General features: G+C 70.4%; 12 protein-coding genes. 8 read left to right on the top strand and 4 right to left on the bottom strand.

What is annotated here, in order from left to right; genetic code table 11:
- The first annotated feature begins 52 nt into the window (after positions 1-52).
- Positions 53-676 (top strand): hypothetical protein, encoded by a 624-nt coding sequence (locus BLT97_RS18675; RefSeq protein WP_093611654.1) that lies wholly within the window; start codon positions 53-55, stop codon positions 674-676.
- Between the two features lie 67 nt (positions 677-743).
- Here BLT97_RS18675 and mgrA read toward each other — a convergent pair whose 3' ends face one another.
- Positions 744-1,781: an L-glyceraldehyde 3-phosphate reductase gene (gene mgrA / locus BLT97_RS18670; RefSeq protein ID WP_093611652.1), complete on the bottom strand. Its 1,038-nt coding sequence runs from the start codon at positions 1,779-1,781 to the stop codon at positions 744-746.
- Between the two features lie 112 nt (positions 1,782-1,893).
- Here mgrA and BLT97_RS18665 point away from each other — a divergent pair, with 112 nt between their 5' ends.
- The 6 genes from BLT97_RS18665 (at position 1,894) to BLT97_RS18640 (ending at position 8,315) form a co-directional block, all read left to right on the top strand.
- On the top strand, positions 1,894-2,667 hold the full coding sequence (locus BLT97_RS18665) for an isoprenyl transferase (RefSeq protein WP_093611650.1): 774 nt from the start codon (positions 1,894-1,896) through the stop codon (positions 2,665-2,667).
- Between the two features lie 305 nt (positions 2,668-2,972).
- Positions 2,973-4,295 (top strand): RNA 5'-3' helicase PhoH2, encoded by a 1,323-nt coding sequence (phoH2, locus tag BLT97_RS18660; RefSeq protein ID WP_093611648.1) that lies wholly within the window; start codon positions 2,973-2,975, stop codon positions 4,293-4,295.
- Positions 4,296-4,693: 398 nt separating this feature from the next.
- Positions 4,694-5,398 (top strand): aggregation-promoting factor C-terminal-like domain-containing protein, encoded by a 705-nt coding sequence (locus BLT97_RS18655; protein WP_483883500.1) that lies wholly within the window; start codon positions 4,694-4,696, stop codon positions 5,396-5,398.
- 154 nt (positions 5,399-5,552) lie between these two features.
- Positions 5,553-6,920, top strand: a complete 1,368-nt coding sequence (locus BLT97_RS18650) for an AI-2E family transporter (protein WP_093611644.1) — start codon at positions 5,553-5,555, stop codon at positions 6,918-6,920.
- Positions 6,917-7,633, top strand: coding sequence for a hypothetical protein (locus BLT97_RS18645; protein WP_093611642.1), 717 nt, complete (start codon positions 6,917-6,919; stop codon positions 7,631-7,633). Before BLT97_RS18650 ends, BLT97_RS18645 begins: the two co-directional genes overlap by 4 nt.
- 19 nt (positions 7,634-7,652) lie before the next feature.
- Positions 7,653-8,315, top strand: a complete 663-nt coding sequence (locus BLT97_RS18640; RefSeq protein ID WP_093611640.1) for a hypothetical protein — start codon at positions 7,653-7,655, stop codon at positions 8,313-8,315.
- Between the two features lie 151 nt (positions 8,316-8,466).
- On the opposite strand, the gene BLT97_RS18635 is transcribed toward BLT97_RS18640, so the two are convergent.
- Both BLT97_RS18635 and BLT97_RS18630 read right to left on the bottom strand, forming a co-directional pair.
- Positions 8,467-9,012, bottom strand: coding sequence for an alkyl hydroperoxide reductase (locus tag BLT97_RS18635; RefSeq protein WP_093612160.1), 546 nt, complete (start codon positions 9,010-9,012; stop codon positions 8,467-8,469).
- A 5-nt stretch (positions 9,013-9,017) separates the two neighbouring features.
- Positions 9,018-9,572, bottom strand: a complete 555-nt coding sequence (locus tag BLT97_RS18630; protein WP_093611638.1) for a peroxiredoxin — start codon at positions 9,570-9,572, stop codon at positions 9,018-9,020.
- A 164-nt stretch (positions 9,573-9,736) separates the two neighbouring features.
- Between BLT97_RS18630 and BLT97_RS18625 the strand changes: the two genes are divergently transcribed.
- Complete coding sequence (locus BLT97_RS18625; RefSeq protein ID WP_093611636.1) at positions 9,737-10,711, top strand: hydrogen peroxide-inducible genes activator; 975 nt, start codon at positions 9,737-9,739, stop codon at positions 10,709-10,711.
- A gap of 60 nt (positions 10,712-10,771) precedes the next feature.
- On the opposite strand, the gene BLT97_RS18620 is transcribed toward BLT97_RS18625, so the two are convergent.
- Positions 10,772-13,075 (bottom strand): ABC transporter permease, encoded by a 2,304-nt coding sequence (locus BLT97_RS18620; RefSeq protein WP_093612158.1) that lies wholly within the window; start codon positions 13,073-13,075, stop codon positions 10,772-10,774.
- Positions 13,076-13,079 lie beyond the last annotated feature (4 nt).

Below are 13,079 nucleotides of genomic sequence, written 5' to 3'. Positions count from 1 at the left end.
CCCCCATGGACCGGCCCGTTTTCTTTGCCGGGCCCTGGTTAGGGTCGATGCCATGTCGAACGACCAGTCCCCGCCGCACCAGCCGAACCCGTACCAGCAGCCCCCGCAGCAGAACCCGTACGCGACCGCCCCGCAGGGCCCCGCCCCGTACCCCGCGCAGCCGCAGGCCTCGTACGCCGGACAGCCGCAGGCGCCCCACCCGGCGCAGCCCGGGCAGCCCCACCCCTACGGAGCCCCGGCCCCGTACCCCTACCCCTACGGCGGTTACCAGGCTGGCCCGCCGCAGATGCCCGGCAGCGTCAAGGCCGCGCGCGTCCTGGTCTTCGTGCTCGCCGGCTTCTTCGTGCTCGCCCTCGTGGCGGTGGCCGCGCTCGGCGGCGGCCCGGAGGAGTTCGGCGCGGTCTTCGGCTACAACCTCATGGTCATCACGCTGTTCATCCTGGCCCTGCGCTTCACCACCGCGGGCAACGGCGTACGCGTCGCCGCGATCGTGCTCGCGAGCGTCCACATCCTGCTCGCCCTCGGCTCGATGGCCAACGGCAACGGCCTCGGCGGCCTCATCGCGGCCGGCCTGGCCATCGCCCTGGTCGCCGTGCTCAGCCAGAGCAGCGCGGGCCACTGGTTCAAGAGGCCGCGCACCGCGGAGCAGTTCCCCCAGGGATACGCGGCCTCCTAGCCGTACGCGCGCCGGTACGGGTGCCCGTACGAGAAGCCGTACGAGCACCCGTACAAGAAGGACAAGCTCAGCGGCGGCCCGCCCAGATGTTCGTCCCCGGCGTCGACACCGCGAACTCGTCGATCGCCGTCAGCTCCGCCTCCGTGAGCTTCGGGCCGCTCAGCGCCGCCACGTTCTCCTCCAGCTGACCCACGCTGGAGGCGCCGATGAGGGCCGAGGTCATCCGCTCGTCGCGCAGCACCCACGCGAGGGCGAGCTGTGCGAGGGACTGGCCGCGCTGGGCGGCGATGTCGTTCAGCCCGTTGAGACGGCGGACGACCTCGTCGCTCAGCAGGTCCGGATTGAGCGACTTGCCCTGAGTCGCCCGGGAACCTTCCGGAATGCCCTTCAGGTACTTGTTCGTGAGCAGCCCCTGCGCGAGCGGCACGAACGAGATGCAGCCCATGCCCGCCTCGTCGAGCACGTCGAGCAGGCCGTCGTCCTCGGTCCAGCGGTTGATCATCGAGTACGAGGGCTGATGGATCAGCGGACGCACGCCCATCTCGCGCAGGATCGCCACGGCATCGCGGGTCTGCTCGCTCGTATAGGAGGAGATGCCCACGTACAGCGCCTTGCCCTGCTGCACGGCGGACGCGAGCGCGCCCATCGTCTCCTCGAGCGGGGTGTCCGGGTCGAAGCGGTGCGAGTAGAAGATGTCGACGTGGTCGAGGCCCATTCGCTTCAGGGAGTTGTCCAGCGAGGACAGCAGGTACTTGCGGCTGCCCCACTCGCCGTACGGGCCGGGGTGCATGAGGTAGCCGGCCTTGGTGCTGATGACCAGCTCGTCCCGGTAGCGGGCGAAGTCCTGGGCGAAGATCTTGCCGAAGTTCAACTCCGCGCTGCCGGGCGGCGGCCCGTAGTTGTTGGCGAGGTCGAAGTGGGTGACGCCCAGGTCGAAGGCGCGGCGCAGGATGGCGCGCTGGGTGTCCAGGGCGCGGTCGTCACCGAAGTTGTGCCACAGGCCCAGCGAGATCGCGGGCAGCTTCAGACCGCTGCGGCCGGTGCGCCGGTACTCCATGGCGTCGTACCGGTCGGCTGAAGCGGCGTATACGGGGGAGTCGTTCATGGTGACGAAGCTACGTCAGAGCTGTGACACTCCCGGCGGCGCCCGCTCCGTTTCCAGCGGTAGGCTTTCGCGCTCGGGGACCGTCGTATACAGGTGAGGGGCTGAAACGAACGTGAACCTGCGCGACAGGCTGCGCGGCCTGCTGGTCAGGCTGTACGCGAGCCGCGTGGAGGGACACCTGGACCACGACCAGGTGCCCAAGCACATCGGCGTCATCATGGACGGCAACCGGCGCTGGGCGAAGGCCGCCGGGTCCACCACCGCCCAGGGTCACCAGGCGGGCGCCGACAAGATCGGCGAGTTCCTCGGCTGGTGCTCCGAGACGGACGTCGAGGTCGTCACCCTGTGGCTGCTGTCCACGGACAACTTCGACCGCCCCCAGGAGGAGCTCGTCCCGCTCCTCGGCATCATCGAGGACACCGTGCGCGCCCTCGCGCGCGACGGCCGCTGGCGCGTGCACCACGTCGGCACCCCCGACATCCTGCCGTCGGGACTCCAGACGGTCCTGAAGGAGGCGGAGGAGGCCAGCGCCGCCAACCAGGGGATACTCGTCAACGTCGCGATCGGCTACGGCGGCCGCCAGGAGATCGCGGACGCCGTGCGCTCCATGCTGCTGGACGCGGCCGACCGCGGCTTCTCGTTGGAGCAGGCCGCCGAGGCGGTCGACGTCGAGACGATCGGCAAGCACCTCTACACGAGCGCGCAGCCCGACCCCGACCTCATCATCCGCACCTCGGGCGAACAGCGCCTGTCCGGCTTCATGCTGTGGCAGTCGGCCCTGTCGGAGTACTACTTCTGCGAGGTCTTCTGGCCCGCCTTCCGCAAGGTGGACTTCCTGCGCGCGCTGCGTGACTACGCGGCACGGCACCGGCGGTTCGGGGCGTAATCCGCGGCGGCCACCAGGCCGCGCCTTTCGGAGGGGCAGAAGTTCACCAACGCGTCGTCATATGCCATTGCATGGCTTCGCGTGTTCGAGGGAATATCCCTCCCAGGTCGGCGTCCGACAAACGGATGCCGTATCTCAGTGAGCGGCATGGAGCCTGCTCACCCGGGAGGCCCTTTGCACCAGGTGGACCGTACGCAAGTGCGGCGTCGTGGTTGGGCCGGTCTCCGGCCCGTGCTGGCCGACCGGTCCGGGAAAGCCCGCGACGTCGTCGCTCCCCGACCTCTGCTGAGGGGGTACGTCCTTCCGTGGTGACCAGCACTAAGCGCCGCATGCCCGACAGGCGCACCTATGTACTCGACACCAGCGTTCTGCTGGCCGACCCGGGCGCCCTCCACCGCTTCGACGAACACGAGGTCGTACTCCCGATCGTCGTGGTCACGGAACTCGAGGCGAAGAGGCATCACCCGGAGCTCGGTTACTTCGCCCGGCAGGCGCTGCGCCGGCTCGACGACTACCGCGTCCGATACGGGCGGCTCGACGCACCCATCCCGCTCGGGGACCTGGGCGGCACGCTGCGCGTCGAGCTCAACCACTCGGACCCGAGCGTCCTGCCGGCCGGCTACCGGCTCGGTGACAACGACGCGCGGATCCTCGCCGTCGCCCGCAACCTCCAGGCCGAGGGGTACGACGTCACCGTCGTCTCCAAGGACCTTCCGCTCCGTATCAAGGCCTCCTCCGTGGGCCTGCTCGCCGAGGAGTACCGCGCCGAGCTCGCCATCACGGACTCGGGCTGGACCGGAATGTCCGAACTCGACCTGTCCGGCGAACAGATCGATCTGCTCTACGAGGAGCAGACGCTGTACGTCCCGGAGGCGGCCGACCTGCCCGTCCACACCGGCCTGCTGCTCAACTCCGAACGGGGCAAGGCACTGGGCCGCGTGACGGCGGAGGGCAATGTCCGGCTGGTGCGCGGCGACCGCGAGGCCTTCGGGCTCAAGGGCCGCAGCGCCGAGCAGCGGATCGCGCTCGACCTGCTGCTCGACCCGGACGTCGGCATCGTGTCGATGGGCGGCCGGGCCGGCACCGGCAAGTCGGCGCTCGCGCTCTGCGCGGGTCTCGAGGCCGTCCTTGAGCGGCGCCAGCACCAGAAGGTGATGGTGTTCCGTCCGCTGTACGCGGTCGGCGGGCAGGAGCTCGGCTATCTGCCCGGCACCGAGGCCGAGAAGATGGGCCCGTGGGCGCAGGCCGTGTTCGACACGCTGGGGTCGGTCGCCGGCAAGGAGGTCATCGAGGAGGTCGCCGCGCGCGGGATGCTGGAGGTGCTGCCGCTCACGCACATCCGCGGCCGCTCCCTGCACGACGCGTTCGTGATCGTGGACGAGGCCCAATCCCTGGAACGGAACGTTCTGTTGACCGTTCTGTCCAGGATCGGGGCGAATTCCCGTGTCGTCCTGACTCATGACGTCGCCCAGCGCGACAACCTCAGGGTCGGGCGGTACGACGGAGTGGTCGCGGTGGTCGAGAAGCTGAAGGGCCACCCGCTGTTCGCGCACGTCACGCTGACGCGCTCGGAGCGTTCGCAGATCGCGGCGCTGGTGACCGAAATGCTCGAGGACGGCCATATCTGAGCCGTAACGCGGCAGTTGGGCGCCGCGCGGGGAAGCCGAAGAGCTTACTCGCGCGGCGCCTTTGTGCGTGCACGCTTCCAGGAAACTGGTGGGGTAAACGGGGTGTGAGCTTTCCCACGCAACGCGGAATTGCCTCGCGGCGTCCGGTTCCGGCAGAGTCTTGCTCCTGTCAGGCCCCGCATACGGCACTCCTGTACCCCCAGCGGTACGGGGTCAGTTGGACCTCTCAACTACATAGCGATCGCCGTATGCCACCCGCGACACAAGAGGCTCCTCCCGCACAGGAGTTGCCCCACCGGGTCCGTGCTTCCCGTGACCATGTATCAGGAGGAAGCCAGCGCGAGGGGCAAGATTGCGCCCGAAAGGTCACCCCTCGGGCGATGCTGGAAGGAAACCGTGTGAGCCGGATTTCGGTCCGGGGATTCGCAGTGGCCTCGGCCACCGCGGTCACCACTGTCGGCGCCGTCGTGGGCGTTGCCTCGGGCAGCACCCAGGAGCCCTCGAACGACTTCGAGGCGACCGCTGCCGACGGAGGGACTCTCCTCGCAGACATACCCGCAGGCCAGCAGGTCCAGGTGCAGACCGCATCCCTGACCCAGCAGGCCGACGCGCAGGCTGCCGCCGCCGATGTCGCGGCGCAGAAGTCCGCGGAGGAAGAGGCCCGCAAGCAGGCGGCCAAGGACGCCGTGGCCAAGCAGGAAGCCGCGAAGAAGGCCGAGGCCGAGCGCAAGGCCAAGGAGCGCGCGGAGAAGGAAGCCGCGAGCCGCTCGGCCACGCGCGACGCATCCTCCTTCGCCGCACAGTCCTCGTACACCGTCGCCGAAGTCCAGGCGATGGCGCGGCAGATGGTCCCCGCGGACCAGTTCCAGTGCTTCAGCAACATCGTGGACCACGAGTCCAGCTGGAACTACCGGGCCACCAACCCCTCCTCCGGTGCCTACGGCCTGATGCAGGCGCTGCCCGGCTCGAAGATGGTCTCCGCCGGCGCCGACTGGCAGACCAACCCCGCCACCCAGATCAAGTGGGGTCTGAACTACATGGACTCCCGCTACGGCAGCCCCTGCGGTGCCTGGAACTTCTGGCAGCAGAACAACTGGTACTGATCCACCGGTACCGGCACGACCGGGACCGGTTTCCGGTCCAGCTCAACTTTGCGGAGCCCCTCACCGTCCTTCGGTGGGGGGCTTCGCGCGTGTAGGTTCGAGCCGATCGGATACCGGGGGACCAGTGGGATCAGTGGGGGGAAGAAGGAAGATCATGTCGAGACTGCCAGGGTGGCTCAGCCGGCTCGGTACGGGCGTCGCCCGGGCGGGCGAGCGGCTCGAGGAGCGGCGGGTCCGCGCCGAGGAGGCCGAGGGCCTGGACGAGCCGCGGCCGCGGTCCGCGGAGCCCGCGGACACCCCCGAACCCCTGCCCGCCGTCGCCAAGTCGCCCGACGGCGAAGCGGGTTCCGGCGCCTCCGTTCCGGCACCCCCCGCCTACGCGCCGGCCATAGCGGCCCGGCCCGACCCCGTGGCCGCCGTGCCCTGGGGCATCCGGGTCGCCGCCGAGGTCGGCTGGCGGCTGCTCGTGCTCGCGGGCGCGCTGTGGGTGCTCATGCGGGCCATCTCCTCGGTGCAGCTGGTGGTGTTCGCGTTCGTCGCGGCTCTGCTCATCACCGCGCTGCTCCAGCCGACCGTCTCGCGCCTGAAGCGGCTCGGCCTGCCCCGGGGGCTCGCCACCGCCGTCACCTTCATCGCGGGCTTCGTCATCATGGGCCTGGTCGGCTGGTTCGTGGTCTGGCAGGTCATGGAGAACACCGACGACCTCTCCAACCAGGTGCAGCGCGGCATCGACGAGTTGGAGAAGTGGCTCCTGGACAGCCCGTTCCACGTCACCGGCGACGAGATCAACGACATCGCGAAGAACCTGCGCGAAGCCATCGGCACCAACACCGAGGAGCTCACCTCCGCGGGCCTGGCCGGTGTCACGGTGATGGTGGAGATCCTCACCGGCATCCTGCTCGCGATGTTCTCCACGCTCTTCCTGCTCTACGACGGCAAGCGGATCTGGCGCTGGACCCTCAAGCTGGTGCCCGCCTCGGCCCGGCCGGGCGTCGCGGGCGCGGGCCCGCGGGCCTGGCGCACCCTCACCGCGTATGTGCGCGGAACGGTGATAGTGGCTCTGATCGACGCGGTCTTCATCGGCATCGGCATCTACTTCCTCGATGTCCCGATGGCCGTGCCGCTCGCCGTGTTCATCTTCCTGTTCGCCTTCATCCCGCTCGTCGGCGCGGTCATCTCGGGAGCACTCGCGGTGGTGGTCGCGCTGGTGACGCAGGGCGTGTTCACCGCCCTCATGGCGCTGGTCGTGGTGCTCGCCGTGCAGCAGATCGAGGGGCACGTGCTCCAGCCGTTCATCCTGGGCCGTGCGGTGCGCGTGCACCCGCTGGCCGTGGTCCTCTCGGTCGCGGCCGGCGGCATGGTGGCCGGCATCGGCGGCGCGGTGGTCGCCGTACCCCTGGTGGCGGTCACGAACACCGTGGTGGGATATCTGCGGACGCATGCACAGGACAATGCATTGCAGCAGGCCGCGGCCGCCTCGGCGCCGGAGCCCGCGGCCGGGCCCCAGGGGGACAGAGCGTGATATCCGAGCCCGAACTGGTCGGCGACGAGGGCGAGATACCCCCGCAGGCCGACCTGGTCGCCACTCCCGAACGGGCCCGCCGCCCTCTCGGCTCCCGCCCGCCGTGGCTGTGGGCGCTCGGCGGCGCGCTGCTCGCCTCGGCGGTGTGGGCGGGCTCGCTGGCGCTGATCCGGGCGGACTCCGGGGTCGACCTCAAGGGCTACAAGGTGCCGGAGGACCTGTGCACCACCGCCGAGTTGAGCTCGCTGAGCGGCAGATACGGCGAGCGGGTGCCCGAGCACCGCGCCGTACGCAAGGACCCCGCGCTCGACCGGGCGTGGTGTTCGGTGCTGCTCGGCCCTCCGGCTCCGAACGGGGAGGGGTCGGGGTTCACGCGGTACGCGGTGGAGCTCTCGGTCGAGGTGCACAAGGAGTCCGATCCGGAGCCGGAGTTCAAGGCTCTGTCCACGCAGTCGGGGTGGTGGGACGATTCCGAGGTGAGGTACGAGGAGGTCGACGGTCTGGGCGACCGGGCCTACTACCTTCCGGACCACTTCGGCTATCCGCAGCTGCGGGTCCTGGACGGTCCGGTGGTCCTCGACATGACCGTCAGCCACCGGTGGGAGCAGACGGAGGACGAAGACCCGGGGAATCCTCCCGAGCCCGAGTTCACCGAGGTGCGCGAGCTGATGACCGCGGACCTGAAGCGCCTCATGCGTGATCTGAAGAAGTAGAACCGCTTGGGGGCCGCCCGTGATATCCGAGCCCGAACTGGTCGGCGACGACGACGGATCGCCCCCGCCCGGCCCGGATGTGGTGACGGCCGAACCCGCCCCCGCGCGGGCGCGCCGGCCCTGGAGCTGGGCGGTGGGCGGGGCCCTCGCGGCCTCCGGGCTGTGGGCGGCGGGGCTGGCCCTCTTCGGCGGCGCGAGCGCACCCGACCCGAAGGGCTATGCGATGCCCGGGGATCTGTGCACGGTGACCGAAGTCCCGCACCTCGCCTCGGCCATCGGCAAGCGCGGCATCCAGCACCGTGCGGAACGCGCGGACGACGCCCTGGACCGCGCCTGGTGCGAGCTCGACTTCGCGGGCCGACACGCGCACGCCCGGCTGTCCGTCTCCTTCACGCTGCACAAGAAGGCCGACCCCGCGGCCGAGTTCAAGGCCCTGTCCACGCAGGACGACTGGTCGCCCGCGTACGAGCCCGTCCGCAGGATCGACGGCCTCGGCGACGAGGCCTACCTGGCGTACGCCGCGTACGGGGATTCCGCAGTCCTGTCCGTGCGCGAGGGCGGGGCCGTGGTGCGGATGTGGCTGCACGCCTCCCGGTACGACGAGGCCCCGGCCGACTTCGAGCTGCTGGTGCAGCCGTTGATCGACGACATGAAGCTGCTGCTGGAGCGCCTGAAGATGTGAGGGCCTGAAGAAGTGAGGGCCTGAAGGAGGGGTGGGGCGAGACCTCGGTGGGGCGAGACCTCGGCGGGGCGAGGGCGGGCCCATGACGAGGGCCCGCCGACCGGGTGGTCGACGGGCCCTCGTACACGAGATGCGGCTCACGAGGTTCCGCTTACGCGGGGACGGCCTCCGAGAGGACGGACTCGGCGTCGAGCGTCGCACCGACCGCCTGCACGACGGCGGCGATCTTCACGGCCTCCTGGATCGTCTCGCGGTCCATGCCGGCCTTGCGGAGCACCTGCTCGTGCGAGTCCAGGCACTGGCCGCAGCCGTTGATCGCGGAGACGGCCAGCGACCACAGCTCGAAGTCGACCTTCTCCACGCCCGGGTTGCCGATGACGTTCATCCGCAGACCGGCGCGCATCGTGCCGTACTCCGGGTCGGAGAGCAGGTGGCGCGTGCGGTAGAAGACGTTGTTCATCGCCATGATCGCGGCAGCGGACTTCGCGGCGGTGTACGCCTCGGGGGAGAGGTGCTCACGCGCCTCCGGCTCCAGCTCGCGCAGCACCTTCGGCGAGCGGGAGGCGATGGCGCAGGCGAGCACCGTGCCCCACAGCTGCTGCTCGGGCAGCTCCGAATTGCCTATCACCGAACCGAGGTTCAGCTTCAGGTCCTTGGCGTAGTCCGGCAGCGCGGACTTCAGCTCATCGAGTGCCATGGAGGTCACTCACCGGCCAGGAGGGCACCGGCGTCGAGGGTCTCGTCGCCCTTGTTCCAGTTGCACGGGCAGAGCTCGTCGGTCTGCAGCGCGTCGAGGACCCGCAGGACCTCCTTGGGGTTACGGCCGACGGAGCCGGCGGTCACCATGGAGAACTGGATCTCGTTGTTCTGGTCGACGATGAAGACGGCGCGCTTGGCGAAGCCGTCCTCGCCCTCGATGCCGAGCTCGCGCATGAGCTCGTGCTTCGAGTCGGCCATCATCGGGAACGGCAGGTCGGTCAGGTCCGGGTGGTCCTTGCGCCAGGCGTGGTGCACGAACTCGGAGTCACCGGAGAAGCCGAGCACCTGCGCGTCACGGTCGGCGAACTCGTCGTTCAGCTTGCCGAAGGCGGCGATCTCGGTGGGGCACACGAAGGTGAAGTCCTTGGGCCACGCGAAGATGACCTTCCACTTGCCCTCGTAGGTCTTGTGGTCGATCTGCGCGAACTCCTTGCCCTTCTCCAGCGAGACGCAGGCGGTCAGTTCGAACGCGGGGAACTTGTCACCGACAGTGAGCACACGCTCTCCTTGCAGTGCGGAAAAGTCCCTTTTACGGGCTTTCCAGGGGGTTGGACGGATTCCGATCTTGGCACGGAGCGTACTGATCGTGGAAATAGCTAGAATCGCTCACCGTGATCGGAGCCGCCTATCAATGGCGGCGGTGGACAGGAGGCGGCGGACGTATGGCGGTGGTACGGCAGCGGGGCCGGGGCCCGGCGGCGAAGCGGCAGCCCACCCTCGCGCAGCTGCGGGCCTTCGCCGCGGTCGCCGAGCATCTGCACTTCCGGGACGCGGCCGCCGCGATCGGCATGAGCCAGCCCGCGCTGTCCGGCGCGCTCTCCGCCCTCGAAGGGGTGCTCGGCGTGCGGCTCGTGGAGCGCAGCACGCGCAAGGTGCTGCTCACCCCGGCCGGCGAGCGGCTCGCGGCCCGCGCCCGCACGGTGCTCGCCGCCGTGGACCAGCTCGTCGAGGACGCGGACACCGTACGCGGCCCCTTCACCGGGGCGCTCAGGCTGGGGGTCATCCCCACGGTGGCCCCGTATCTGCTGCCGACGGTCCTGCGCCTCGTACAGGAGCGGTATCCGTCCCTCGATCTCCAGGTGTACGAGGAGCAGACGCCGTCCTTGGTGGAGGGGCTGTCGGCCGGACGGCTCGACCTGCTGCTGCTCGCGGTGCCGCTGGGCGTGCCGGGGCTGGTCGAACTCCCCTTGTTCGACGAGGACTTCGTGCTCGTGGCGCCGCTCGGCCATGAGCTCGGCGGCCGCGAGGGCATCCCGCGCGAGATCCTGCGCGACCTGGAGCTGCTGCTCCTGGGGGAGGGGCACTGCCTGCGCGACCAGGCCCTCGAGGTGTGCCGCGAGGCCGGCCGGGACGACGTACCGGTGACGACCACGGCCGCGAGCCTGTCGACCCTGGTGCAACTGGTGGCCGGCGGCATCGGCGCGACGCTGCTGCCGCGCACGGCGGTCGCGGTGGAGACGGGCCGCTCGTCCCAGCTGGTCACGGGCACCTTCGCGGAGCCGGCGCCGTCGCGGCGGATCGCCCTGGTGGCGAGGGAGGGGTCGGGGCGCGCGGAGGAGTTCGCGCAGCTCGCGGGGGAACTGCGGGATGCGGTGCGGGGGTTGCCGGTCCGTCCCTGCTCGCCTGAGCAGGTCTGAACGGCATACGCGAAGGGCGGGCCACGGTGACCGTGACCCGCCCTTCGCCATCCCCCCCGGCTACTCGGTCCGCAGCCCCTCGGGCCGCATCAGGCGCATCAGCGGCGGCAGGCTCAGGAACGTGACCACCAGGACCACCCCCGCGCCCACGCCGGCCATCGCGAGGACGGAGGCCCAGTCGACCGCCACCGTCTGCGCGGTCATTTTCAGCAGGACCGCACCCAGCGTCAGACCCACCGCCGTCGCGAGGGCCAGGCCGAGCGCCACCGGGACCGCCGTCTGCCACAGGACCGAGGCGCTCAGGGTGCGCCGCCGCGTACCGAAGGCGACCAGGGCCGAGAGCAGCTTCCGGCGTTCGCGCAGCTGCTCGAGCTGGGAGACGAGCAGGCTCGCCCCGATGAGGAGCAGCACGCAGGTCGCGCCCACGAACAAGCCCGTACGGATGGAGTCGAAGCGGCCGACCCGCTCCATGGCGACCATGGAGTGCGAGTTGATGAGCGGGCCGAACTGCGCCGCGGCCGTACGGACTTCGTCGCTCGCGTCCGGGTTCGACGGGTCCAGCTTGAGGTACAGATCACCGGACATCGTGGCGCCCGCGGCCTCGGACAGGGCGCTTGGTGTCACGAGAAAGCCGCCGCGGTCGCCGCCCGTCGGGAGCTCCCGGGGCCTGGCGTCCTTGAGCCCTGCCGGCACCTTGAACGGGACCGCCGCGCCCTTCACCTTGTCGTATCCCGGGTCGACGTAGAGCGTGGTGCCCGGCTTCGCCAGCTTGTCGGTGCTGTCGTCGTACGACGCGCCCCGCACGGCGAACACATCGCCGTCCTTGCAGGAGGGCAGCTTCGCCACCTCGCGCAGCGCCGCGCAGGAACCGCTGGTGAACGAGGCGCCTTCGTTCGCGTCGTGCGGCTTCTCGCCCACGCCGGCGCTCGTGAGCGGAGGCGTCACGGAGGCGACACCGGGCGTCTTCGCGAGGGCCTGCTGCAACTGCGCGGTGAGCGTGGAGGTCTCGGTCGACGCCGGCACGTTCACCGTCATCTGGGCCCGCTCGGTGTCCTCGCCGGTCGCCTTGGTGTAGTCGCCCTCGATCCCGGCGAAGAGCATCTGGAGCGCGATGGCCCCGGCCACCGCGACCGCGATCCCGTTGACGAGCCTGGCCGCCGTGCCGCTGCTCAACTGGAGCCTGCGGACGGCCAGTTGCCAGGCCACCGGACCGGACCCGAGCCGGGTCACGACCGCCTCCACCAGCCAGGGGATCAGGGCCGTGACGCCGACGAGGATCAGGACCACACCCGCGGTGACCATGTACTGGTTGAACTCCCCGTTCTCGTTGCCCTGGCCCAGCATCGGGTAGAGCAGGGCGAGGCCGGCGAGCGGCAGCACCAGGCGCCACCACAGGCGGCGCCGCGAGGGCTTGGCCGTGCGGACCACGCCCAGCGGTTCGATCACCACGCCGCGCAGGGCGAAGAGCGTCACCGCCACGGCCGCCGCCGGCACCGCGAAGGCCACCACGGCCACCAGGGCGGGAGCGGGGTCGATGTCCTGCGGGAAGACGCTGATGCCCATCAGCTCCAGCTTGCTGGCCGCCTGCCGCACCACGAGGAACACACCGGCTCCGACGAGCAGGCCGAGCAGGGCACCCGAGGCCGCCTCGCCCGCCGCGATCCGCCGCACCATACGGCCGTCCGCGCCGATCAGCCGCAGGGCCGCGAGCCGCCGGTCGCGGCGCTCGCCGCCGAACCGTACGGCGGTCGCGATGAAGACGGCGACCGGCATCAGGAGCACGATGACGACGATCAGAGTGAGCAGCAGCAGAATCGGGTCCAAGGGCTCCGGCTCCGGCGCATTGCCGAAGTGGTCGATCCGCTCGACCGGGTAGCCGGTGGGATGCAGGCCCGCCACGCCCTTGATGTACATGAGTTCCGCGGGACCGGTCAGCCCCGCCTCCCCGATCGTGCCGACGATCCGGGCGTCCAGGCGGTCGCGCAGCAGAGCCGAGTCCTCGGCCCCGAGCAGCCGCGCGAGCGCGGGCGAGACCACCATCTCGCCGGGCTTCGGATACGCCGAGATCCCGGGCGGCAGGGGAGCCTTGTCGCCCTCCGGCTGCATCAGCCGGCCGCGGATGGAGGTGCCGCGGAACTCGGTGTCGGCCATCGCGACCACGACGGTGTCATCGGCCTTCGGCATCTGCGTCACGGAGAACCGCAGATCGGTGCGGGCGTCCTCGCGCTTGTCGCGCGCGCCGATCGCGTTCGGCACGGCGGTGGTCACCAGCAGCAGCGCCACCCCGAGCCCGACACCGACCGCCGTGAGCACGGTGCGCACCCAGCCCTCGCGGCCACCCGTGACCGCGAACCTGGCGCCCATGGCC

It is taken from the genome of Streptomyces indicus (assembly GCF_900100315.1).
GTDB lineage: Bacteria > Actinomycetota > Actinomycetes > Streptomycetales > Streptomycetaceae > Streptomyces > Streptomyces indicus.
The sequence above is the reverse complement of the archived record's forward strand: the minus strand, read 5'-3'. Positions and strand labels throughout refer to the sequence as shown.

Bases quoted from the DNA above. Each gene is read 5' to 3' on its own strand.
- mgrA (WP_093611652.1), bottom strand. From the start codon at position 1,781: ATGAACGACTCCCCCGTATACGCCGCTTCAGCCGACCGGTACGACGCC.
- BLT97_RS18675 (WP_093611654.1), top strand. From the start codon at position 53: ATGTCGAACGACCAGTCCCCGCCGCACCAGCCGAACCCGTACCAGCAG.
- BLT97_RS18620 (WP_093612158.1), bottom strand. From the start codon at position 13,075: ATGGGCGCCAGGTTCGCGGTCACGGGTGGCCGCGAGGGCTGGGTGCGC.
- BLT97_RS18635 (WP_093612160.1), bottom strand. From the start codon at position 9,012: ATGGCACTCGATGAGCTGAAGTCCGCGCTGCCGGACTACGCCAAGGAC.
- BLT97_RS18625 (WP_093611636.1), top strand. From the start codon at position 9,737: ATGGCGGTGGTACGGCAGCGGGGCCGGGGCCCGGCGGCGAAGCGGCAG.
- BLT97_RS18650 (WP_093611644.1), top strand. From the start codon at position 5,553: ATGTCGAGACTGCCAGGGTGGCTCAGCCGGCTCGGTACGGGCGTCGCC.